This is a genomic window from Corynebacterium sp. NPDC104732 (assembly GCF_055583565.1).
Genome location: NZ_JBVJNS010000014.1, coordinates 34,325 through 56,405, shown reverse-complemented (window position 1 = coordinate 56,405; position 22,081 = coordinate 34,325). Strand labels below are relative to the sequence as shown.

26 protein-coding genes and 1 tRNA gene are annotated in these 22,081 nt (G+C 58.8%); 11 read left to right on the top strand and 16 right to left on the bottom strand.

The window, feature by feature from the left end:
* Window positions 1-155 precede the first annotated feature (155 nt).
* Window positions 156-1,022 (bottom strand): HhH-GPD family protein, encoded by an 867-nt coding sequence (locus ACZ6ZO_RS10160; protein ID WP_465292389.1) that lies wholly within the window; start codon window positions 1,020-1,022, stop codon window positions 156-158.
* Between the two features lie 55 nt (window positions 1,023-1,077).
* On the opposite strand from ACZ6ZO_RS10160, the gene ACZ6ZO_RS10155 reads away from it, so the two are divergent.
* Both ACZ6ZO_RS10155 and ACZ6ZO_RS10150 read left to right on the top strand, forming a co-directional pair.
* Window positions 1,078-1,698 carry a carbonic anhydrase gene (locus tag ACZ6ZO_RS10155; protein WP_182385411.1) on the top strand — a complete coding sequence of 207 codons (621 nt, stop codon included), beginning with the start codon at window positions 1,078-1,080 and terminating at the stop codon, window positions 1,696-1,698.
* 54 nt (window positions 1,699-1,752) lie between these two features.
* A complete protein-coding gene (locus ACZ6ZO_RS10150; protein ID WP_465292387.1) occupies window positions 1,753-2,418 on the top strand; it encodes a P-loop NTPase family protein in 666 nt (221 codons plus the stop codon).
* 1 nt (window position 2,419) lies between these two features.
* Here the strand turns inward: ACZ6ZO_RS10150 and disA are convergent, their stop codons facing one another.
* From disA to ACZ6ZO_RS10135, 3 genes are all read right to left on the bottom strand, one after another.
* Entirely contained in the window at window positions 2,420-3,478 is a 1,059-nt protein-coding gene (gene disA, locus ACZ6ZO_RS10145; protein ID WP_465292385.1) for a DNA integrity scanning diadenylate cyclase DisA, read from the bottom strand.
* 5 nt (window positions 3,479-3,483) lie between these two features.
* The gene (radA, locus tag ACZ6ZO_RS10140) at window positions 3,484-4,842 is read right to left on the bottom strand and encodes a DNA repair protein RadA (protein WP_465292383.1); all 1,359 of its coding nucleotides are present in this window, start codon (window positions 4,840-4,842) and stop codon (window positions 3,484-3,486) included.
* 96 nt (window positions 4,843-4,938) lie between these two features.
* On the bottom strand, window positions 4,939-5,493 hold the full coding sequence (locus tag ACZ6ZO_RS10135; protein ID WP_208768065.1) for a hypothetical protein: 555 nt from the start codon (window positions 5,491-5,493) through the stop codon (window positions 4,939-4,941).
* A gap of 226 nt (window positions 5,494-5,719) precedes the next feature.
* On the opposite strand from ACZ6ZO_RS10135, the gene ACZ6ZO_RS10130 reads away from it, so the two are divergent.
* From ACZ6ZO_RS10130 to rlmB, 5 genes are read left to right on the top strand one after another with little or no spacing between them, the layout of a single operon-like run.
* The gene (locus ACZ6ZO_RS10130; RefSeq protein WP_417925938.1) at window positions 5,720-6,298 is read left to right on the top strand and encodes a CarD family transcriptional regulator; all 579 of its coding nucleotides are present in this window, start codon (window positions 5,720-5,722) and stop codon (window positions 6,296-6,298) included.
* A 10-nt stretch (window positions 6,299-6,308) separates the two neighbouring features.
* Window positions 6,309-7,040: a 2-C-methyl-D-erythritol 4-phosphate cytidylyltransferase gene (ispD, locus tag ACZ6ZO_RS10125; RefSeq protein WP_465292380.1), complete on the top strand. Its 732-nt coding sequence runs from the start codon at window positions 6,309-6,311 to the stop codon at window positions 7,038-7,040.
* The gene (gene ispF / locus ACZ6ZO_RS10120; protein ID WP_465292378.1) at window positions 7,000-7,512 is read left to right on the top strand and encodes a 2-C-methyl-D-erythritol 2,4-cyclodiphosphate synthase; all 513 of its coding nucleotides are present in this window, start codon (window positions 7,000-7,002) and stop codon (window positions 7,510-7,512) included. Before ispD ends, ispF begins: the two co-directional genes overlap by 41 nt.
* Before the next feature lie 10 nt (window positions 7,513-7,522).
* The gene (gene cysS / locus ACZ6ZO_RS10115; protein WP_465292376.1) at window positions 7,523-8,884 is read left to right on the top strand and encodes a cysteine--tRNA ligase; all 1,362 of its coding nucleotides are present in this window, start codon (window positions 7,523-7,525) and stop codon (window positions 8,882-8,884) included.
* Between the two features lie 9 nt (window positions 8,885-8,893).
* Window positions 8,894-9,829 (top strand): 23S rRNA (guanosine(2251)-2'-O)-methyltransferase RlmB, encoded by a 936-nt coding sequence (rlmB, locus tag ACZ6ZO_RS10110; RefSeq protein ID WP_182385420.1) that lies wholly within the window; start codon window positions 8,894-8,896, stop codon window positions 9,827-9,829.
* Window positions 9,830-9,981: 152 nt separating this feature from the next.
* On the opposite strand, the gene ACZ6ZO_RS10105 is transcribed toward rlmB, so the two are convergent.
* From ACZ6ZO_RS10105 to ACZ6ZO_RS10095, 3 genes are read right to left on the bottom strand one after another with little or no spacing between them, the layout of a single operon-like run.
* The gene (locus ACZ6ZO_RS10105; RefSeq protein WP_465292374.1) at window positions 9,982-10,839 is read right to left on the bottom strand and encodes a metal ABC transporter permease; all 858 of its coding nucleotides are present in this window, start codon (window positions 10,837-10,839) and stop codon (window positions 9,982-9,984) included.
* Window positions 10,840-10,841: 2 nt separating this feature from the next.
* Window positions 10,842-11,543, bottom strand: a complete 702-nt coding sequence (locus tag ACZ6ZO_RS10100) for a metal ABC transporter ATP-binding protein (RefSeq protein WP_182385422.1) — start codon at window positions 11,541-11,543, stop codon at window positions 10,842-10,844.
* Between the two features lie 4 nt (window positions 11,544-11,547).
* On the bottom strand, window positions 11,548-12,567 hold the full coding sequence (locus ACZ6ZO_RS10095) for a metal ABC transporter solute-binding protein, Zn/Mn family (protein ID WP_465292371.1): 1,020 nt from the start codon (window positions 12,565-12,567) through the stop codon (window positions 11,548-11,550).
* 164 nt (window positions 12,568-12,731) lie between these two features.
* Here ACZ6ZO_RS10095 and ACZ6ZO_RS10090 point away from each other — a divergent pair, with 164 nt between their 5' ends.
* Complete coding sequence (locus ACZ6ZO_RS10090) at window positions 12,732-13,796, top strand: LacI family DNA-binding transcriptional regulator (protein WP_465292368.1); 1,065 nt, start codon at window positions 12,732-12,734, stop codon at window positions 13,794-13,796.
* Here the strand turns inward: ACZ6ZO_RS10090 and otsB are convergent.
* The 5 genes from otsB to thrE are packed head-to-tail and all read right to left on the bottom strand — an operon-like array spanning window position 13,763 to window position 18,278.
* Window positions 13,763-14,521, bottom strand: a complete 759-nt coding sequence (gene otsB, locus ACZ6ZO_RS10085; protein ID WP_465292366.1) for a trehalose-phosphatase — start codon at window positions 14,519-14,521, stop codon at window positions 13,763-13,765. The two genes, ACZ6ZO_RS10090 and otsB, sit on opposite strands and share 34 nt — an antisense overlap.
* A gap of 10 nt (window positions 14,522-14,531) precedes the next feature.
* The gene (locus ACZ6ZO_RS10080; protein ID WP_465292364.1) at window positions 14,532-14,963 is read right to left on the bottom strand and encodes an META domain-containing protein; all 432 of its coding nucleotides are present in this window, start codon (window positions 14,961-14,963) and stop codon (window positions 14,532-14,534) included.
* Window positions 14,960-16,384 carry an alpha,alpha-trehalose-phosphate synthase (UDP-forming) gene (locus ACZ6ZO_RS10075; RefSeq protein WP_465292362.1) on the bottom strand — a complete coding sequence of 475 codons (1,425 nt, stop codon included), beginning with the start codon at window positions 16,382-16,384 and terminating at the stop codon, window positions 14,960-14,962. Before ACZ6ZO_RS10075 ends, ACZ6ZO_RS10080 begins: the two co-directional genes overlap by 4 nt.
* A gap of 8 nt (window positions 16,385-16,392) precedes the next feature.
* The gene (locus ACZ6ZO_RS10070) at window positions 16,393-16,743 is read right to left on the bottom strand and encodes a hypothetical protein (RefSeq protein ID WP_465292360.1); all 351 of its coding nucleotides are present in this window, start codon (window positions 16,741-16,743) and stop codon (window positions 16,393-16,395) included.
* A gap of 59 nt (window positions 16,744-16,802) precedes the next feature.
* Window positions 16,803-18,278, bottom strand: a complete 1,476-nt coding sequence (gene thrE / locus ACZ6ZO_RS10065) for a threonine/serine exporter ThrE (protein WP_465292358.1) — start codon at window positions 18,276-18,278, stop codon at window positions 16,803-16,805.
* A gap of 59 nt (window positions 18,279-18,337) precedes the next feature.
* Here thrE and ACZ6ZO_RS10060 point away from each other — a divergent pair.
* A tRNA-Thr gene (locus tag ACZ6ZO_RS10060) sits at window positions 18,338-18,410 on the top strand.
* 140 nt (window positions 18,411-18,550) lie between these two features.
* Here ACZ6ZO_RS10060 and ACZ6ZO_RS10055 read toward each other — a convergent pair.
* Window positions 18,551-18,715: a hypothetical protein gene (locus tag ACZ6ZO_RS10055; RefSeq protein ID WP_465292356.1), complete on the bottom strand. Its 165-nt coding sequence runs from the start codon at window positions 18,713-18,715 to the stop codon at window positions 18,551-18,553.
* Window positions 18,716-18,888: 173 nt separating this feature from the next.
* Here ACZ6ZO_RS10055 and ACZ6ZO_RS10050 point away from each other — a divergent pair, with 173 nt between their 5' ends.
* Window positions 18,889-19,161, top strand: coding sequence for a hypothetical protein (locus ACZ6ZO_RS10050; protein WP_465292354.1), 273 nt, complete (start codon window positions 18,889-18,891; stop codon window positions 19,159-19,161).
* A gap of 235 nt (window positions 19,162-19,396) precedes the next feature.
* Here the strand turns inward: ACZ6ZO_RS10050 and ACZ6ZO_RS10045 are convergent, their stop codons facing one another.
* Genes ACZ6ZO_RS10045 through ACZ6ZO_RS10035 form a run of 3 tightly spaced genes read right to left on the bottom strand, consistent with a single transcriptional unit; the run spans window position 19,397 to window position 20,472 of the window.
* Window positions 19,397-19,540 carry a hypothetical protein gene (locus ACZ6ZO_RS10045; RefSeq protein WP_465292352.1) on the bottom strand — a complete coding sequence of 48 codons (144 nt, stop codon included), beginning with the start codon at window positions 19,538-19,540 and terminating at the stop codon, window positions 19,397-19,399.
* Window positions 19,541-19,589: 49 nt separating this feature from the next.
* Window positions 19,590-19,964, bottom strand: coding sequence for a hypothetical protein (locus ACZ6ZO_RS10040; RefSeq protein ID WP_465292350.1), 375 nt, complete (start codon window positions 19,962-19,964; stop codon window positions 19,590-19,592).
* Window positions 19,951-20,472 (bottom strand): helix-turn-helix domain-containing protein, encoded by a 522-nt coding sequence (locus ACZ6ZO_RS10035; protein WP_465292348.1) that lies wholly within the window; start codon window positions 20,470-20,472, stop codon window positions 19,951-19,953. The genes ACZ6ZO_RS10040 and ACZ6ZO_RS10035 overlap by 14 nt, the downstream gene beginning before the upstream one ends.
* A 505-nt stretch (window positions 20,473-20,977) precedes the next feature.
* Between ACZ6ZO_RS10035 and ACZ6ZO_RS10030 the strand changes: the two genes are divergently transcribed.
* On the top strand, window positions 20,978-21,772 hold the full coding sequence (locus tag ACZ6ZO_RS10030) for a hypothetical protein (RefSeq protein WP_465292346.1): 795 nt from the start codon (window positions 20,978-20,980) through the stop codon (window positions 21,770-21,772).
* The last annotated feature ends 309 nt before the right edge of the window (window positions 21,773-22,081 follow it).

The window sequence follows — 22,081 nt, the reverse complement described above, 5'->3', positions numbered from 1 at the left end:
CGCCTGGGATACCAAACCCTGGCCCACAGCCGGGGACTCGAATCACTACCAACCCACACCGCCGCGTAGGACTCCAACAAAAAGTCCGCACACCCGCCTTTCCAGGAAAAACACTCCAAGTCTAGAATTCCAGGTCTCGAGTTTTTCGCTGGGTCTTACCGAGGGAGATGAAACAGCCCTGTCTCGTCTTGCTCCGCGAGCCCATCTTCTAGCAGCGAAAACAGTGCTCGCGAGCGCTGCGCTGCATCGGGCCAGACCACATCGATCGCGGCTTGCGGAACCGGGGCGGTAGCTGAGCGCAGCACGTCCATGATGAGACCGCGTACTTGCCGATCTGTGCCCGCAAACTTCTGCACCCGTCGCTTCGCCTTCGCGAGTTCCTCCTCGGTGGGCGCAGGACATCCCGCTTGTTGCCACGCGCATAAGTCGAGCACGGGACATTCGTCGCACTTGGGGGTCGTGGTGCAGACGAGCGCGCCGAGTTCCATGAGCGCGACTGAAAATTCAGGGGCTCCTTCTTCCGGCAGAATGGCTTCCACCTCTGCGAGTTCGCTTTTGCGGGCGGGGCCGGGGAGGAATTGGGCGTCGTAAAGCCTGCGGAACGTCCGCCGCACGTTGGTGTCCACCACCGGCACCCGCTGGCCGTAAGCGAACGCTGCGACGGCCCGGGCGGTGTAGTCGCCAATGCCGGGCAAAGCAAGCAGCTTATCGACGTCCCGTGGCACCTCACCCTCATGCTCTGCCACGATCACCTTCGCGCACTCCAACAGTCGAAGCGCGCGCCGCGGGTACCCCAACTTTCCCCACGCCCGCAGCACCTGATCGGGGGTAGCTTGAGCGAATTTTGCGGGGGTAGGCCAGCGCTCCACCCATTCCAGCCACACCGGCTCCACCCGAGCCACCGGAGTTTGCTGGCTCATCACCTCTGACAGCAAAATTCCCCACGCCGAAGTGTGAGGATTGCGCCATACAATGGTGCGCGAGCTGGCACGAAACCAGGCAATCAGACGGGGCTGCAACATAGCTTGTCACTGTAGAGGTTTTTAAATCTTTCAACAAAAGAGCACAATTAGAAGTATGCGTGACGTCACCGAAGTGAACCCTGTAAATATCTGGAACGCCCTCAAAGAGGGCAACCGGCGCTACCAAAACCACGAGATGCTTCATCAGAATCTGGATGCGGCGCGTCGTGAAGAATTGGTCGCCGGGCAAAAGCCGATGGCCGCGGTATTGGCATGCTCCGACTCCCGGGCCCCCGTCGAGCACATTTTTGACCAGGGCGCAGGTGACATCTTCGTTATCCGTACCGCCGGCGAAGTACTAGACATGGGTGTGTTTGCTTCCCTGGAGTTCGCCGTCGACGGTTTGGGCGTCAGCAACCTCATTGTGATGGGGCATGAATCTTGTGGTGCCGTCAAAGCCACCAAGGCGGCGTTGGAAGGCGGCGAGATCCCTCCTGGATTCCAGCGTGTCCTGATCGAAAAAGTTGCGCCATCCATCTTGAACGCCAAGCGCAAGGGCATGACCACCACTGATGACTTTGAAATCGAGCACGTGCGGGAAACCGTCGACATTATCTTGGATCGCTGTCCGGTGATCAAGCAGCGCCTCGACAGCGGCTCCTTGGGCGTTATCGGCGCCCGCTACCGACTCGGAAACGGTGCGGTTGAACCGATCGTGGAACTCGGTGTCAGCTAGACACGCCCCCACGGGCTAGCTGTTTTCGTGCAGTTAGCCCTTTAAGCTGGTGGTGTGACCCAGAAGCAGCTCCCGGAGATTATCTACATTCGACGTCGCGTCGCGGCGATCTTTATCGTGCTGGTTGTTGTTGCCCTCGCGATATGGCTGATGGTCAGCATGGGCGGAGATAAAGAACCTACACCAGTCGCTGAACCCACTTCGACGTCCGCTTTCACCCGGGACGCCACGCCGACAGCAATCCCGGAAACATCGTCAGCTGCTGCAACCTCTCCTGCTGCTACGGAAGCGGCAACGGACACTGCAACGCCGACCCCAGAGCCTAAAAAAAGCTGTTCACTAGAAGACCTGGTGATCACTGCAAACGCCGACAAGCCCTCGTACGGGCCGGACGAGCGCCCCAAGTTTTACCTCTCCGTGAAGAACCCAACGGCTGCTGACTGCAAGATTGACCTGCGTAAAGACGGCCTCCGTTTTGAGGTTTATGACCTGGCCACGAACCAGCTGCTATGGGCTGACACGGACTGCAACCCGAGCGAAGACACCTCCGAGCGCACCTTCCCGGCCGGCGAGGAACGCCACTACGAGGCAGTGTGGTCCCGAACTACCTCCGCCCCGAACCAGTGCAACGCCCGCCAGCCAGTTCCAGCAGGCAGCTACTTCCTGCACACCTTGGTAGGAGACAACAACTCCGAAGCCTTCACTTTTAACCTGGGGTAGCCTAAGCTTTCAGCCTGATCAGCCCGTCGTGAATGTGGCGGGCCCACAGTGAACCGACGCTTTCGACAGCTGCGATGTCGTCCACGCTAGCTTCGAGTAGGTGGTTGGAATCGCCGAATGCCAAGATGAGTTTGTCCATCAAGAAAGGCTGCACACGGGGGACACGGCCAAGGATCCGGTAGCCGCGAGGCACGATCCACTGGTGAAGGGATTCTTCTGCGGTTGGGAACCCGAGAATTCGGGCGATATGGGTGGATTTGACGATGTCTTTATCGTTCAGCTGCTCGAGCTCCAGCAACGCTTGTTTCACGTCGTCATCGGTGGGCAGCCCGGCCGCCATCAAGTAGTCGCGCAGGATCAGCTCACGGTCTTTGTCGTTGTCACCAAACAATTCCTCCAGCTGCACTGCAAGCTGTTTGCCGTCAGTGCCGAGCTCGATCACGTCGCGGTCGATGGTGACGGCGGCGCGTCGCAGCATTTCCAAGCGTTGGATCACGGTAATCACGTCCGACAGTGACGCGTAGTTGTGGAGCTCTGCAACGAACAAGCGCTCGTTGACTTGGTCGAGGCGATTGCGGTATCGCTCCATGGTGGCGATAGCCTGGTTAGCCCGGGAGAGAATGTCTGAGGAGCCCTCCAGGATGTGGCGCTTTTTGTCCACGTAAACAGTGATGATGTTCATCGACTGGCTAACGGAGATAACTGGGTAGCCAGTTTGCAGGGCGGTGCGCTCAGCGGAGCGGTGCCGGGTGCCGGATTCCTCGGTGGGGAAGGTGGGGTCCGGCATGAGCTGCACGTTCGCGCGGCGAATGCGGGTGCCGTCAGTGGAAAGTATTACCGCGCCGTCCATTTTGCAGAGCTCCCGCAGCCTGGTGGGGGCGAAGGGAACATCGATCTCAAATCCGCCGTCGGAAATGGCTTCCACTTGCTCGTCGTATCCCAGCACAATCAGTGCGCCGGTGCGCCCACGCAGAATGCGTTCGAGGCCGTCGCGCAACCCGGTGCCGGGGGCGAGGCGTTCCAGGATGTCTCGAAGGGAGTAGCTAGTGGTTTCGGTCATGGGTTTTACCTTAGGTAAGAAATGGCGGTGGTGATGTCACTGGCGTATGTGACTTTAATACCAGGGACTGACACGCGGTCTCCATCCGGGACGATAGCGCGGGTGTAGCCTAACCTGGCTGCTTCTTGGAGACGTCGTTTGAGATTAGGGGCGCGACGTATTTCCCCAGCTAAGCCAACTTCTCCGATGGCAACCGTCTTCGGTGGAAGGGGAACTGATTTTAGCGCGGAGACCGCGGCGAGAGCGATGGCAAGGTCCGAGGCGGGTTCGCCGATCTTCATTCCGCCCACGGTTGCCACGTAGACGTCCTTGTCCGTGGTGTCGTAGCCGGCTTTCGCGGCGAGGACCGCCAACACCATGGGGACTCTGGTGGCATCGAGGCCGGTGACCGCGCGGCGTGGGTTCTTAGCAGGCGATTTCACAAGCAAAGCCTGAACCTCCGCAAGGATTGGGCGTACCCCGTCCATCGCCACGGTGACCGCCGTGCCGTCCGGTGTGGCTTCCCGGTGTGAGAGGAATAGCCCAGACGGGTCTGCCACCTCGTGGATGCCGTCGGATTGCTGTTCAAAGCAGCCGACCTCATCGGTTGCCCCAAAGCGGTTTTTAATGCCACGCAACATGCGCAGGGAAGAGTGGTGGTCACCTTCAAAGTTCAGTACTACGTCAACCAGGTGCTCCAGTACACGGGGACCGGCGACATTGCCGTCCTTGGTCACGTGGCCGACCAACAGCACTGGGATGCCTTTGGTCTTGGCGAGTGTGGTGAGCGCCGCCGTGACCGCGCGGGACTGGGCAACGCCTCCGGACACTCCTTCGACGCCGGGCGCAGACATCGTCTGGACGGAATCGACGATCAGTAGTGAAGGATTTAGCTGTTCTACATGCCCAAACACTACATCCAAATTCGATTCTGAGGCGAGGTAGAGCGAATCGAGCAATGCGCCGGTGCGTTCAGCGCGAAGCCGAACCTGGCCCGCGGACTCCTCGGCGGTGACATACAAGGCAGTGCGTCCCTGCCTGGCCCACCCGGCAGCCACTTCCAGCAGCAGGGTGGACTTGCCGACGCCAGGTTCACCTGCCAGGAGCACAACAGAACCAGGGATAATGCCAGTGCCCAAGACGCGGTCAAGCTCGCCGATACCAGTTGAGACGGCTTCGCTCTTGCTGGCGCTGATCTGACTGATAGGAAGAGCGGGTGACGTTGGGGTGAGGGAAGCGACGGGGACGCTGGTGCGGATGGGGGCTGCTGTTGTTTCTAGCTCTAGGGTCCCCCAAGATCCACATTCCGGGCATCTGCCCAGCCATTTGGGGCTGGAGTAGTTGCACGCGCTGCAGACATGAATGCTGCGTTCCTTCTTTGCCATGCCTAAAGATAGTAGACCAACCCCCAGACAAGAAAGAACATATGTTCGAATATGGGTGTAAAAAGAAACGGAGCCGCAGCTCCGAAACTTTAATGATTAGTGATTGTGGTTGTGGGAAGGCTCCACGCGGTTGTCCTTGCCATCTTCGTTGTGGTTGGTGGCAATGGCTGCGTTAACCTCGACCTCACCGTTATCAAACATGAAGGTGACTGGCTTCTGGCCACCGACAGCGAAGCCTGGGTTCTCCAGCTTGGTGTCAACGTAGGTGATGCACAGGTCGTCGTTCTTCTTCAGCAGCTCCAGGTTTTCCTTGGAGTCTGCGACGACGCTGCAGCCACGTTCGAAGGAAGGCTTCTCAGACAGGGTGACATCCTTGCCATCGACCTTGACGGACTTCAGATTGTGTGTCTGCATGGACGCATTGTCGTTGATGGCGGTGAACTTCAGTGCTGCGGACTGATCGTCGTTGACGATGATGGTGACGTCGCGGACCAGGACAGTTTTGTCTTCGGTAGCGGCGCCGGCACCGTCAACTGCTGCGACCTGGTCAGAGGTCTGGGAAATCTGGCCAGCGCTGCATGCGGAAAGTGCAACGACGGCTGCGCCAGCAACGGCAAAGAGTGCGCCACGGCGGGCAGTCTTCAGGATCATCACTTGGGTACGTCCTTCATCTGAGGCTTTTGGGCAAGATATTTGTCGAATAGCCAGTGTAGCCCGGCACAGGTCAAAGCACATACTTATTGGGGGCTTAACTGGCAGTTTCGGTCAAAATCACACCACAATGGTGGTAGTGGGCTCAGCAAAGCTGCAGGGTAGCTGCGTGGTAGAATGGCCAACACTGTAACAAGTTTCTTTTTTAAGAATGGGTGGATTGGGTATGGAATTCAAGGTCGGGGACACTGTCGTCTATCCGCACCATGGCGCGGCTCAGATTGAAGCGATTGAGCAGCGTGAACTCGGTGGCCAGATGATGGAATACCTGGTTTTGCAGATTCGCCAGTCTGACCTTGTCGTCCGGGTGCCCGCCAAGAACGCTGAGCTCGTTGGTGTTCGTGATGTGGTGGGTGAGGAAGGCCTGCAGAAGGTCTTCTCTGTGCTTCGGGAAACTGATGTGGAAGAAGCTGGCAACTGGTCGCGTCGTTACAAGGCGAACCAGGAGCGACTTGCTTCGGGCGACGTGAACAAGGTTGCTGAAGTGGTGCGTGACCTGTGGCGTCGCGACCAAGATCGCGGCCTTTCTGCTGGTGAGAAGCGCATGTTGGTGAAGGCGCGTCAGGTGCTAGTTGGTGAGCTGGCGCTCGCTGAGACCGTTGACGAGGCCAAGGCTGATGACATTCTGGCCCAGATGGATGCCGCGATTGAGCGTCACAAGGCGTCTGCTCCAGAGCCAGAAAAACCAGCACTCGAGGACGAAGATATTGACCTCGACGACCTCAACTTCGACGACGAGGACTAATCTTCGCAGCATGAGTCGCCGAGTTAGTGCCCTCATCGCCGCCGCGGGTAAAGGCACCCGCCTCGGCGCTCCGATTCCGAAGGCGTTTGTCACTCTGCGTGGCAAAACCCTTCTGGAACGCAGCATTCAGGCGATGATCAACTCCGGGGTCGTCGACGACATCATCGTCCTGGTCAGCCCCGATATGGAAGACTATGCCCGCGAACTGTTGGCGCGCCGTGGCATGCTCGACACCGAGGTGCCTGTGCGATTGGTACATGGCGGGGGAGAGCGCGCAGACAGCATCTGGTGCGGTTTGCAGGCGCTTAACGACGCCGGGGTGGTACTCATCCACGATGCCGCTCGCGCGCTCACCCCTCCCGGAATGATCGCTCGCGTTGCCCGCGAGGTACTCGCTGGCCACCACGCGGTGATTCCGGTGCTTCCCGTCGCTGACACTATTAAACGAGTTGATGGGGCAGTGGTCGTCGATACGCCAGACCGCTCCACGCTGCGCGCAGTTCAAACTCCGCAGGGCTTCGACCTGGCCACCCTCAAGGCAGTGAACGAAAAGTTTTTCGCGGGAAACAGCGATTTTATCCCGACCGATGACGCCAGCTTGATGGAATGGGCAGGCCACGCGGTACACACCGTGCAGGGCGACCCGATGGCGTTCAAGGTCACCACTCCGATGGACATGATTTTGGCGCAGGTCATTACTGATGACGCCGAACCAACAATTTTCGAGGTACCTAGTGAATAACATCATTCCCCGCGTCGGCATTGCCACGGACGCCCACCAGATCGAGGCCGGTAAAGAATGCTGGATCGCCTGCCTGCTGTTTGAAGGTCAGGATGGTTGTGAGGGACATTCGGATGGGGATGTGGTGGCGCACGTTGTGGTTGATGCGCTGCTGTCTGCCTCGGGGCTCGGCGATCTCGGGTCCTTCGTCGGTGTAGGCCGGCCCGAATACGACGGGGTATCGGGAGCTCAGCTGATCCGTGAGGTGCGCGAGCTGTTGGATAAGGAAGGCTTCATCGTAGGAAATGTGGCCGCGCAGTTGGTGGGGCAGACGCCGAAGATGGGGCCGCGTCGCAAAGAGGCAGAACAAGTCATGTCTGAACTGCTCGGCGCGCCAGTTTCCGTCTCCGCAACCACCACCGATCACATGGGCTTTACCGGGCGTGGGGAAGGTAGGGCTGCCATAGCTACCGCTGTGGTGTGGAAACGCTAAACTAAACACCGTGACTTTACGCATTTTTGACACCAACACCAGAACACTCCGTGACTTTGTCCCCGTCAAGGAAGGACACGCGTCTGTGTACTTGTGTGGTGCCACGGTGCAATCCATTCCACACATTGGTCACGTGCGCTCCGGCGTGGCCTTTGACGTGCTACGAAACTGGCTGGAAGCCAAGGGATACGACGTAGCCTTCGTTCGCAACGTCACCGATATTGATGACAAGATCCTCCGCAAGGCCGAAGAAAACGGTCGCCCATGGTGGGAATGGGCAGCAACCCACGAGCGCCACTTCCAATGGGCGTACGACCAGCTCGGCGTGCGGCCGCCAAGCATTGAACCACGCGCTACCGGCCACGTGACCGAGATGGTCGAATACATGCAGCGGATCATCGACAACGGCCATGGGTACGCCGCGGACGGAAACGTGTACGCCACCCCAGCAACGATCGAAGGCTACGGCCAGCTATCTGGCCAGAAGCTCGATGAGATGGACCAGGGCGAATCCGACGGCACGGGCAAGCGCGATCCGCGCGACTTCGCTATGTGGAAAGCCGCCAAGCCGGGCGAGCCGAGCTGGCCCACCCCGTGGGGACGCGGCCGACCTGGCTGGCACATTGAGTGCACCGCCATGGCCACGAAATACCTCGGAAGCACCTTCGACATTCACTGCGGTGGCCTGGACCTGCAGTTCCCGCACCACGAGAACGAGATTGCCCAGGCGCACGCCGCGGGCGATGGGTTCGCGAATTACTGGATGCACAACGGCTGGGTCACCATGTCCGGTGAGAAAATGTCCAAATCGCTGGGCAACGTGCTCTCCGTCCCGAACATCCTGGAGATCGTCCGCCCAGTTGAGCTGCGTTACTACCTGGGGTCCGCCCACTACCGCAGCATGCTGGAATACTCCGAGGCAGCACTCCTGGAGGCCGCCGCAGGCTACCGACGCATCGAATCCTTCCTGGAACGCGTCGGCAAGGTAGAAAAGACCACGTGGACTGACGCGTTCGCCGCCGCGATGGATGACGATATCTCCGTGCCGAAGGCCCTGGCCGAGATCCACAACACGGTCCGCGCAGCCAACTCGACTTCCGACAAGGAGGAGCAGATTAGGCTGGCCGGCCAGGTTCGTGCGATGATGGCAATCCTCGGTGTCGACCCGCAGTCGGAGCAGTGGTCGTCGACAAGCAGCAATGCGGGCAGCGACCACGCACTCGGCGTGCTTGTCGACGCAGAACTGCAACGTCGCAGCGAAGCCCGCGCCAACAAGGACTGGGCGACCGCCGACGAGGTGCGCGATCGCCTTGCCGCTGCCGGTATCGAAGTGACCGACACCCCCGACGGCCCACAGTGGTCATTGAAGTAAGGAACAACCATGGCTGGAAATGATCAACGTCGCGGCGCGGTTCGCAAGACCAACAAGAAGGGCGCAACGAAGGGCTCCGGCGGGAAAAACCGCCGCAGCCTGCGAGGCAAAGGCCCCACCCCGAAAGCTGAAAACCGCGAATACCACGCAAAATACAAAGCCAAAAAGGCAGCGGAACGACGCAACCAGGGGCGCCACGTAAAGGAACAAGACGAATTCGTGGTCGGCCGCAACCCAGTGGTGGAATGCCTGCACGCCAAAGTGCCCGCAACAGCGCTGTATGTGGCCGAGGGCACCTCAAACGACGACCGTCTTTCCGAAGCCGTCATGCTCGCGCACAAGCGTGGCATTCCGGTGATCGAAAAGGCACGTCATGAGATGGACCGCATGACCGGCAACATGCTGCACCAAGGCATCGGGCTTGTCATTGCGCCCTACAAGTATGCCGACGTCCACGACCTCATCGACCGCGTCCGCGAGTCCGGCGAACCAGGCATGATCGTGGTCCTCGACAACATCACCGACCCCCGCAACCTTGGTGCAGTCATCCGCTCGGTTGCCGCATTCGGTGGACACGGCGTGATCATCCCAGAACGACGCTCTGCCTCCGTCACCGCAGTCACCTGGCGCACCTCCGCTGGAACCGCGGCACGACTCCCAGTCGCGCGCGCAACCAACCTCGTCCGCACCCTCAAAGACCTGCAAAAATCCGGCTACCAAGTAGTCGGCCTCGATGCTGGGGGCGACCACACTCTCGATACCTACGACGGCACGGGTCCTGTGGTCATCGTCGTGGGATCCGAAGGTAAAGGGATCTCTCGCCTTGTCGGGGAAACCTGCGACACCATCATGTCCATTCCGATGGAAGGCTGGGTGGAATCCCTCAACGCGTCCGTCGCGGCAGGCGTCGTGCTCAGCGAATTCGCGCGTCAACGGAGGGCTTAAAAAGCGGGCGGTTCGAGGGCCTCGTTTTTGGCAAACGTCGAGACCTGGAATTCGTGCCTCGGGGGGCAAACGGGCAAGTAGCAGGTTTGCGGCAATTTTATTCACCTAGGCTCGAATTCCAGGTCTCGCATTCCCCGGCGCCCAACCCCAACCTATTGCGTGCAGCAGTTGTCGCGTGCGTGTGCGGCGCGCGCGTGTACTACGCGTCCTTGACGCCATCCGATTAAGCGGCAGACCAGGTAGATGGCGAAAGAAATTGAGGTGACGAACACGCTCACTGGGAGTCCAGGGGCGAGGGATAAGACGAGGCCTCCCACGGCTGCGGTTTCTGCGAAAATCAGGGACCAGACGACGGCCATGATGGGGTTGGAGGTGATTTGTACGGCTGCAGCGCCGGGGGTGATAAGCAGGGCCATCACAAGCAGCGCGCCCACGATTTGCACTGATTGAGCTGCCGTGAGACCCACCAGCACTGCGAAGAGGATTGCGACCCAACGTATGTTGATTCCTGAGGCTGCGGCGATTACAGGGTCTGCGGAGGCGAAGAGGAGTGGGCGCCAGAGGATCACTACGGTGAGGACTACGACGAGTACGACGCCGGTGAGCAGCCACAGGGAACTACCGGACACTCCCACGATTTGTCCGGTGAGCAGTGAGAATGCTGTGGATGATTTGCCGGGGTATAGGTGGATGAACAGCACGGATAAGCCCATGCCGAAGCTCATGACTACGCCGACGGCGCTGTCTTGTTGCGTCATACCGAGGAGGGCGAGGACGATGGCTGCGATGACGGATCCGACGACCGCACCGATTCCGACGTTGAGTCCGAAGAGCAAAGCAGCTGCCGCGCCCATGAGTGCGAGTTCCGAGGTGCCGTGTACTGAAAACGACATTTGGCGCAGCACGATGAGTGGGGCCATGATGCCGGAGACGATGCCGAGCAGCGCGGAGGCGATGAGGGCGGTCTGGACGAATTCGACGTTCAGGAGGGTGAGGGTTTCTTGGAGCACGGTTACACCACAATCAGTCGGCCGTCGATGTTGACCACATCAACGCGGGTTCGGTAGAGCTCGGAGAGGACGTCGGAGCGCATGACTTCGTGGACTTCGCCGATCATGTGTCCGTAAGGTGCCAGGTAGAGCACCCGGTTGACCACGTTGAGGATCGGGTTGATGCCATGGGTGACGAACAGGATGGCAGTGTCGTGGTCGCGGCGTCGCTTGTCCAGGCGCGCCACAGTACGCTGTTGCACGCCGGGGTCGAGGGAGAGCAGGGGTTCGTCGCAAAGCAGCAGCTTCGGGTCGTTGGCGAAGGCTTGCGCTTGCCGGACGAGTTGCTGCTGGCCACCGGACAGCTTCCCGACGCGCCGTTCTGCCAAATCCTCCGCACCTACCTCGCGGAGTAGGTTAAGCACGGCGCTTTTCGACGCCCGTCGCCCCCGAATCACACCGTGCGCCAGCGATAACCCCACGAGGTCTTTCGCGCGCATAGGCAGATCCATCGGGAACATGCGTTGTTGCGGGATGAATCCGATGTCGGGAGTGGCTTCAATGGTTCCTGCGGTGAGTTTTCGGGTCCCGAGGATGGCGTGGAGCATCGTGGATTTTCCGGCGCCATTTGGACCAAGAACCGCGATGAATTCGCCCGGCTCGACCTGCATGTTGAGGTCGTGCCAGAGCGGATCCACCGCGGCATTGTTGACCTGAAGGATCACGGTACTAGTGGTTGTGTCCGATGTGCTCGGTAGCCTTTTCGAAGTCAGAGATTGCCCGGTCGAACTCGGTGAAGAAGTTGGTGCCCTTTTCTGGGGTTTCGTTAACTTCAACCACCGGGATGTTCTTCGCCTCAGCAGCCTCGCGAATGCGGGTGGAGTATGGGGTCTTGGTTTGTGGGGTGTCCACAAGCAGCTGGACCTCGCCGCTGTTGACCATCTCGAGCATTGCGTTCAGCTCAGCAGCGGAAGGCTCTGCTTCGCTCAGCGTGGTAGCGCGGTAGTCAGCTGGGGTCACGTCAGTCATGTGCGTGTACGCCAGGATGTGGTCAGCGATCGGGTGGGTCTGGGCAACCTTAGCCTCTGGGAGGGCGTGGATACGAGAATCGAGCGCCTTGATCTTTTGCTTCGCGGCGTCCAGGTTGACCTTGACCTCAGGGTTCAGCTTCTGGATCTGCTTCGCCGTATCCTCAGCGACCTGCGTTAGTGCAGAAGTGTTGTACCAGACGTGCTCATTCTCCTCAGCACCTGCGGCGCCGTGGTTGTGGCCCTCGTGGCCATGATCGTGGCCTTCGTGGTCGTGAGCTTCCTCGGTGGCCATGGCTTCTGCGGTGCCGTGATCGTGACCCTCGTGGCCGTGATCGTGCCCCTCATGGCCATGATCGTGGTCGTGCTCAGTGAGCTCAAGTGCGTGGATGACCTTGCCCTTGTCTACTGCGGAGTAGAGCCAGGAGTCGTATCCGCCGCCACCTACGACGATGATGTCAGCTTTCTCGGCTTTCGCCATGTCCTTGGCGGTCGGTTCAAAGGAGTGTGGGTCCATGTCGTTGCCGGTGACGATCGCGGAGATTTCGACGCGATCGTCGTCAGTGACGGTGTCAACGACATCAGCCCATACCTGGGTGGATGCAACGATGGAGATCTTGTCGTTTTCGGTCTTGTTTTCGTCGGATGAGCAGGATGCCATGCCCAGTGCTGCACCGACGGCAGCGACGGTAGCGACGGCAGTCTTCAAGGTTTTAGGCACACTGAACTTCATGGTTATATAAAACGTTTATTGAATAAGTTTGTCAAATGGAAATGGCTGAAAATGATACGGAGTTTACCCTTATTTTCGCAGCTAGCGCCCGTATTTTAAGGGTTTAGGGAGTTGGGCTAAGGAGCACCCCCTAATAGTGATACTGTTTTCTCATGGCGAAACGGAAAACAACCAGGAGCACGTTGGCCTCGCTGGCAGCTGAGCTAGGGGTATCGCGCACTACCGTTTCCAACGCCTACAATCGGCCCGATCAGTTATCCTCCGCGCTGCGAGAACGAATTCTCGCTGCCGCTACGCAGAGGGGGTACCCCGGACCCAACCCCGCCGCTAGGTCGTTGCGAACCCGGAAGACCGGCACGATCGGGGTGCTGTTCACGGATCACTTGTCCTACGCCTTTGAAGATCTTGCCTCGGTGGATTTCTTGGCCGGGATGGCGGAGGCATCTCATGGTAGCCACACGTCGCTAACCCTCATCCCCGCTGGTCCTGGGGGCATGGTGGATCCCCAAGCCTTGGTCGGCCAAGCTGTTGTCGATGGCTTCGTGGTTTATTCGGTAGCGGCCGATGATCCGTATTTAGAAGCGGCGGTATCCCGGCATGTTCCGGTCGTGGTGGTGGATCAGCCTACAACCACGCAGCTGCCCTGGGTAGGAATTGACGACTATCACGCCATCGCCCCTGCGGCGGCAGCGTTGTTGGAAGCTGGGCACCGCGATATTGGGATTCTCTGCATTCGCCTGGACCGCACCCCCAACAATGGGCTCGTGGATCCGGAGAGGTTGGCGTCGGCAAGCTTGCATGTGCAGCAAGCGCGCGTGCAGGGGGCGCTGGCTGTGCTCGCCGACGGTGGCATTGACCCGCGCAGCGTCCCGATCGTGGAGCGACACATCAATGACCGCTCAAACAACATTGACGCTGCTCGTGAGCTGCTGGAAACGCACCCGCACCTCACTGCGGTGCTGTGTACGACTGACTCGATGGCGCTCGGGGTCCTGGAGCTGCGCCCAGACATATCGGTCACCGGTTTCGATGGCATCTGCACCGCACTCAGCCGCAACCTCGCCACGGTCATCCAGCCGAACCGCGAAAAGGGCATCACGGCTGGTCGCATGCTCGCCACGCTTATCGACGCCCACCTGAACGACACCCCCGTGGCCGCACCGCGGACCGTCTTGCCTACCAGCTACAACCCAGGGGCTACCGTGCGGCGCATCTGAAGTAGTTCACTAAGAACCGCTTCCACCTCGGCCAGGCCCGCGACTCGTACATGCGCGCAGGTCTCCCCATCGCCCACCCTAATTCCCAGGTCATTGGGGCCAAGCGCCCGCATCCCGTTTTCGTCGGTGACATCGTCGCCAAGGAACACCACCGAATCAGCCTGGTAGGCCTCGCGAGCCTGGGCAATCCAGGTTCCCTTCGTTACGTCGAGGACGGAAAACTCCTCAATGCACTTGCCCTGCGTGAGATGAATCCCTTCCCGTACGAGCGCGCGGGCTGCGCTGACCAGCTCTTCGTGAAGCTCAGGGGCCACCATCCGGTAATGCAGGACCCGGTGAACCGGCTTGTGTTCAATGAATGCCCCCTCCACGTCGGCCACGAGTCCCTCTAATTCGGTTGTGATGTGCTCGAGGAGTGCCTGTTGGGCGTCAGTAAGCGTGAGGCCCTCAGCGCCGTGACTGCCCACCAGCCGGACGCTGCCCACATCGCCGGCCACCTCCGCCAGTCCCGCGAGATGCCGCCCGGAAAGGATGACCGAGTGCGTGTTCGGCAGCCCATCCAATTCCCGAAGTGCAGCAATAGCAGCATGGTTGACCGGCACCTTTGAGGCGTCAGTAGCGAACCCGGCCAGTGTCCCATCAAAATCGGACACCACCAGGAGGGTATGTGCCGAGGCGACACGGCTCAGGGCAGAAGTGATATCAGTGGGCGAAGCGAAATCCATACCCACAAATCTAGTGCGAAGAGACCAATCGGACACCTGGTGGATCCAACTCGCCGACCTTAGTCAGCACCATCTCATCCTCGGAGCGCCTGACCTTGAAGTCTCCCTGCAGAATTGTGGTCAGTTCCTGGTGATAGAACTGCTGCGGACCCACGCAGTCTGCGGCGTCAAACTGCATGTCCCTAAACTGTGCGCGTTCTGGCTCATCGACAGACGGGGAGAATTGCACCATCCCCTGGAACTGACTGCAGCCAGTGTTGCCCGTCACCGTGGAATTACCGAACACCATGAACGCCGGGTTCGGAGGCTCCGAGGGGGTCTCCGGATTGATATAGATGTTCGTGATCTGCCACGTGGTGGACATCGGCGTCTCCGATGTAGCACAACCCGTGACGGTAGCTGCACACAACAATGCCGCGGAAGCTAGTAGCGCACGGTTCATCGTTTCGCCTCCAAAGACCGCAGGAAACTCGATGCCCACAAATGCACATCGTGCTCCATCACCTGGTCGTGAAGATGTTCCATTCGGCTGCGTGCTTCTGGCGCGCCGGTGGAAACGTCATTAACGGCGGTCAGGAGCTGGCGTTTAATGGATTCGATGTCGTACGGGTTGGTGAGGTAGGCGTCGGTAAGCTCGACTGCGGCGCCGGCGAACTCACTGAGCACCAGCGCGCCGTCGTCCTCGTGGCACGCCACATACTCCTTCGCCACCAGATTCATGCCGTCCTTGAACGGGGTGACCAGCATGACATCCGCTGCCGCGTAGTACCCCATCAGCACGTCCTTAGGGACGCTGCGGTGAATATAGTGCACCACCGGGGCACCCACTTCGCCATAAAGCCCATTGATGCGGCCCACGGCAGCTTCGACCTCGGTGCGGGTCTTTTTGTAATGTTCGATACGCTCCCGCGAAGGCGTCGCGATCTGCACAAACACCACGTCCTGCGGCTGGACCGCGTCACTGGCGAGCAACTCCTCAAACGCCATCAGACGCTGCAAAATGCCCTTGGTGTAGTCCAACCGATCCACGCCCAAAATCAGCGTCTTATCGCCGAGCAGCTCCCGCAGGTTAGTCGGCTGCTTGGCCATCGCGGCCACCGTGCGGGAATCAATGGAAATAGGGAAGGCCGCCACCCCGACCGTGCGACCATCCGGCGCCTGCACCGTAGCGGTCACTTCGCGTATCGACGCCGTCCCCGCAATCTCCAGCGCATCAGGCTGCCCGATGTGAGAACCTGCCGTCCCGGCAATCTGGCGAGAAAGCGCCAGGAAATTCTCTGCATTAGCAATGCTGTGGAACCCAATGAGATCCGCACCTAGCAGGCCACGCATGATCTCCTCACGCCACGGCAACTGGCGGAACAGTTCCGCGCCGGGGAAAGGAATGTGGAGGAAAAACCCGATGGTGAGATCGGGACGGATCTGTCGCAGAATTCCCGGGACCAACTGCAGCTGGTAATCCTGGACCCACACTGTGGCACCCTGGTCGGCGACGGTGCTGACAGCCTCAGCGAATTTCAGATTAACCTCGCGATACGTCTCCCACCAGGTGCGATGAAACTCTGGTGGCACAATGAGGTCGTGGTAGAGGGGCCACAGCGTGGCGTTAGAAAACCCTTCGTAGAACTCTTCGTAGTCCTGTTGGGTGAGCTGAACCGGATGGAGCAAGATGCCATCATCCGTGTGGAAAGGCTCCGGGCATTGGTCCGGAACGCCCGGCCAACCTACCCAGCAGCCCTGCTGCTCGGCGAGCACCGGGCTCAGCGCGGTGACCAGGCCACCGGGGCTGGGCTGCCAGTTGCCCTCGCTATCAAGATCAACTGGGAGCCGATTAGCGACGACAACAAAGCTGTTTCCACTCATAAAGAATCTTAGGCCTTCTTGGTGGCTTTCTTAGTCGCCTTCTTCGTAGCCTTCTTGGTGGCTTTCTTAGTCGCCTTCTTTGTGGCTTTCTTCGTGGCCTTCTTGGCAGCCTTGGTGGTTGCCTTCTTACGCGTGCGCTTCGTGGCCTTCTTCGGAGCAGCTTCTTCGAACTCGGCAGCGACCTTCCGGTGGATGAGACCCTCAGGCTCAACGCCCAACATGCAGGCCAGCGTCACGGCATCCAGGAAATCAGTAGCGTACGTTGCTACGATGCGCCGAGCGGCGAGAGCCGTCTCCTCCTCAAGCGCAACCATAGAGTCAGTGGCAGCGGAGCGGGTGTCAGTCACCTTGGGTGGCAAGGATCCTCCTGAAAATCAAAGCTATCTGGACACGTAGACACCCCATTCTACGCTAATCCTCAATTCAATGGCGGGGTGGGCTTGTGAAAGAAGCGCCTACGGGCCCGGAACGCACGGTAAGGGTTGAACGTCGGTGGCCTGCGGAGCTTCCGGGCAATCCATTCACCCAACACCACACCCGCGCCCAGGGACGTTGCGATAGCCAAGGCAAGGGCCATGTTGGTAAAGCCCGTAAGCAGCTGCTCGTTCAAAACGGCATACATGCCGCGATAGATCGCTAATCCGGGCAGCAACGGGGTAATGCCAGACACCGAAACGATCAAAGGGGGAATCAGGTGTCGGCGGGCGAGCAAGCCACCGGCGAGGCCGATGATGGTGGAGGAGATCCCGATGCCCACCACGGGTCCCACCCCGTTTGGGAGGAGGAGGAAGTAATACACCGAGGAGCCTGCTGCCGCGGTGAGTCCTGCGATCCACATCGATTTCCACTCAACGTAGCAAGCCACCGCAAAAGCAGCGGAGGCCACCGCGCCTGAAATGACCTTGACAGTGGCGGACGCAAAATTGGGGGGTGCGTTGGTTTCGATCGGTGGCAGATGAATGCCGAGTGCGGCGGAGACCTGAATGCCGATGGCGACGCCCGCCACAATACCGCCGGTGACCAGCATCGTTTCAAAGAAGCGGGCGCTCGCTGTCACCGGGGCGCCGGTAATGCCATCCTGCAAGGCCTGCACCAGAGTAAGGCCTGCCAGCATTACGACGATCCCAGAAGCAATGATCTGCGAGGGAGCCAAGCTGAATCCCTGATTAACTGCGATGATGTAAGCCACTGCGGCCGGCACGGTGGCCACGAACCCGCCATAAATGTTTTGGAAGAACGGCGGCAAGTTCTGCTTGTCCAACAGCTCGCTTCCGAGCATGATGATCGCAGCAGAGATCGACGAGATCGCCGCCACTAGAAAACCACCGCCCAGCAGTACAGCGACGGCGGCTGCCATCACTGCCCACCCCAACGTGAATCGGAGCAAGCGTGCCTCGGGTTTCGCGCTGAGGATCTGATCCAGGATCTTTTCCGCCATATCGGGCGAGGTAGCACCGGCCTGAATCGAACGGATCAACCGGTCAACTTCGGCGAGTTGTCCGAAGTTGGTGCCCAACCGGTTGACCACGCGGAACACACTCACTGGGGTTTTGAATGTTCCCATGTGGGTGAACAGCGTGATTGTGTTCATCGTGATGTCCACGTGCGTGTAATGCAGGCCGTATGCGCTGGTCACCGCATGGATTTGGGCCTTGGTATCGTTGTTGCCGGTGCCGGAGGAGAGCAGGATGTCTCCGATTCTGGCGGCGATGTGCATCACGCCAGCCACCTGGCCCGGGTCGGTCAAATCAATGGGGGCCAGTGGGGAAGGGGGTGGAGCTGCTTTAGCAGCGTCAATCGTTGCGATGCGGCCGTGGCCTCGGAAGAAACTAAACAACGGCTCCACCTTTCCTTTTCGACCACGGACTTTACCTTTTTGTCGCCCATCGCGCATCCGGCCTTTGTTGCAGATGGGTCTATCAGGTAGCATGACTTTTCGTGTCAATGACACGTGCTGGAGTGGCGCAATCGGTAGCGCAACGCACTTGTAATGCGTAGGTTGCGAGTTCAAGTCTCGTCTCCAGCTCAAAACATGCAGGTCAGGACGCTATATGGCCACCTTGAAATGGGGTTAACTGTTCAAGGTGTCCATAAAGTGTCCACAAAATGAAAGCTAAACTACCTGTAGATTTGCTTACTTTGGGTGGTAAAATACCCCTTGCCGGGTCACGTCGCTGTTTCCCGGTCGATAACTCCATAAAGCCCCGCCCCCTCCATTCCACCGTGGAGCGCGTGGCGGGGCGGTCGTTTAGGCCGGTGACCTAGCTTGTCTTGTCCGATCAGATTTTTCTGGTCGAAGTCCTGGCCTGCGGTGAAGCCATATTCAGCCATGGAAGCGTCGCGCTGTATGCCGTTTTAAGGCGTTGAAGCTACACGGTCGGTACCAATACACCCTCAATTGCTTAAACAGACACGCAGGGCCGGCCCATAACCGCAGGTCAGAGGGTGTTTTTGCATAATCGTTTGACCGTGCTGGATACAATGATTTCTAAAAGGTGATGACCATGCAACTAAACATTTCCCCGCTTGTGCAGCGGTTCTTGGACGGCACCGCTACCGCAAGTGAAGTGGCCGAGGCTATCGCAACGGAACGGCTTACGGTTAGCCCTAAGCCAACCGACTACTACGAGCTTGAAGAGTGGGACGGTTACCCGTTCGGCACGCAGGCCGACCTTGACAATTTAGAGGCGTACGGCGTGCTTTCTTATGCGGAGATTAAGCCCATTCTGATGGAAGCCGGGCGCATAATCAGACAACGAAAAGCAGCAGCGGAATAGCCCGCCTAGCCGCTGCGTTGGCGGTTAGTTCGCCACTAACAACCCGCTCGGCAATGCCGGGGTGATCGCGCTTAAGGCGAGAAAGAATCGACGTAGCAGTAGCGTTGCCCGTGCCATTAATGGAAGTGGCACTTTCTTTTTCCTTAGTTGGTCTGCCCACCTTGTTTGCCGGTGCGACCTCGGACTTAAGCGCATGGTCAACCAACTTGGCAGTGACCCGGCAGTAGCGCCGGGCTTAGTCTGCCTTTACGTGCAGGTATCGGGCGTAGGCAAGGGCTGAAACAGCGCCCAAAAGAATTGGCATGGTGGACTTATCTGGGGTGTAGTACAGGCACCCGCCCAAGAAAATAAGCGCTGCGACAAAAGCAATGTTCCTCATGGTTACCCCTCAAAAATTTGTAGCCTATGCAGTTGATCTTACAGCCGTGTCACTTACCCTCAGCAACCACCACAGCCGCGTTATACAGCAGTTCGGCGACTGTAGCCCCCGTGACTTCGTGCCCATCGACCAGGGCGATTAGGTGCCCGTCACGCTGTACCACGTATTGGCCACGGTTAAGGACACACTTCACGTCCCACGACAGCTCCCACTCGCCACGGGGCACGTGAGCAAACGTCATTTTGTTGGCCTTTAGCCAGAACCCGCCCATCGTGCCGGTGACCTCGCTACGGTCGAAATCAAACACCAACCGCCCGTTGCTCGGGTCATACGGGGTGTTCTCGTAACTAGCACGCGCCACCCGCGCCACGTCCTGCAACACCTCATGCTCCATCGAGCCACCAGCCGGGCTAATCTTGGTCATTCTCACCACGCCCCGCGTCGGGGTCTTGCTCGAAAAGTTTTTGCAGACCCTCCATCATGCCCGTGAGCATGGACTTAGCATGGGAAACGCCAGAATCGTTAACGTCGTCCAGTACCTTGCCAACCGTGGTCATTGTGGCGTTGACCGCTCGGTACGCGTCGGCCTGTTCCTTTAGTGGTGGCTCGTCTAGCAATACGACCTCCACACCCTCCCCGGTGTTGACGGGTAGCTGATACTCGCCCCATGCACGATCACGCAAAAGCTGCACGTCATTCAGTAAATCCTCGGCAAGCTGCAAGCGTCGCTGATTAGCCCTGAGCTTTACCGTTTCCGTTGCCTCCGCTGTGACAGCTTTCCACGTATCAATCCCGGCTTCGCGCAGATACTTCGCTGCCGTCGTGGGGGAGCACCCAACAGACTTAGCGACCTGACGGACACTTTCACACTCCCGATACAGCGCCACCATTCCCGCTATTTCCGTCTCCGAATACCGCTTAGGCTTACTCACTACGATCACCACCCGCGCACGCGCGTACAGGCCATGTGGACGTAGATTTAAGTGTCATCATCGTTGCCCCTACATGCATGAGAGCGGCTATTTTTTGGGCGCGTTGTTCCATTGCTTCGGCTAGGTAGCGCTGTGCTTTGAATGTTGTGCCGGGTGTGTCTAGTTGTGCCCGGAGTTGGGCTATTTCGTCTAGTAGGTTTCCGGCCTGTTGCATGCGTTCGGAGGTTGGTGTTGCGGCGTGGCGGGCTAGTACGTCCTGGACGGTGCTGGGGGCTAGTCCTAGTGCCCCGGCCACTTGTCGGCGGGTGTGCCCCTCGCCGGTCAACCTCAGTATTTCGCTAATAATTTCGGGTGGTGTTTGCTTCGGCATGGTGGTTATCGTCTCCTAAGTGTGTTGTTTTCCTACTGGTAGTAGGTGGTTTCATGTCGCTACTATTCCGTCACTGTGACTTTTAGGTTACCATTAACACGAACGTTCGGAAACTATGAGAGTAAAGGATTAGTTATGACACTGAAACCAGGTCCATTTTTCGAGGAAGATTTACGTGAGTGGCTGGACTCGTGGAAGTCGTCGGTGAATATCAGCCCGGAGCGAATCAACCTAGACATGCTCACCCGTGATCTGTTGGCGCACACAGACCCGTCGCTTGGTGCGGAGCCGGAGCGGGAAATAATCATTGATTCGCGTGACACTGCGCTCGGAGAGCTGACTACTGAAACCCGCGTGATTGAGGGTGACATACCGGAAGCCGCGTTCGCTGCCGTAATGCGCCATGTTCCTGATCGTCGCGTGGTGGTCAAGGCACTACCGGCGTATTTCAAGGCGGTGGCGCGTGGTGTCCGGCTGTGTCGATACGCTGATTTTGAGGACTACCACCCACAAGGGCTAATCGTTCCGGTGGAGCGTAGGCGGTCAATGCACACACGTCTAAGGTTCCCGGAGTGGCAAGAGATCATTTTCGAGTTTGTAAACCGTATTGACCGGGAAGCTAAGGTCGGGCATTACCGCTTTACCGCGCCTGATTTTGACGTGGAAGCGTGGGCGGTCGCCGTGTTCAACGAGTGCGGCAGGCTGCCGGTGGACTCCACCAATTTTTGGAAGCAGGTTTCCGGTGCAATTGACCTGTGGGGGCTGCTGGAAGATCACGCGCTGAATGACGCGGCATTGAACGAGCTGCGCCGTCGCAATAAGCGGGCGGGCGGGGTGAGCGACGAAATGGCCGACCTTGGGTGGGGCGACGATAACGAGCTGGGCGGCTTGAGTGGTGGGCATTTCCCGGGCTGGCAACCGCAACGCTAACGGTCACGTTGTGCCCCTGCTACTTCGGTAGTGGGGGTTTTCTTTGTCTGAGATAACGGTAAGTGTCCGAGATAATCGGGGCATTGTCCGCGTTTTGACTCTATTCGGTTAAAGGTGCTGGTCATGCCTGGTTTATGCAATCAATGCATACATGCCTCAATTTGACATAAGATACATTATCGGCCAATGCATTATGCGTATTGCTGCATTGTTGACTCAAAAACTGCCCACCACCTGCAATAATGACTGCATAAAATCAATGCGCCTATATAGTTGTTAACGCCTTAAAATAACCCTAGAATAAGTCAT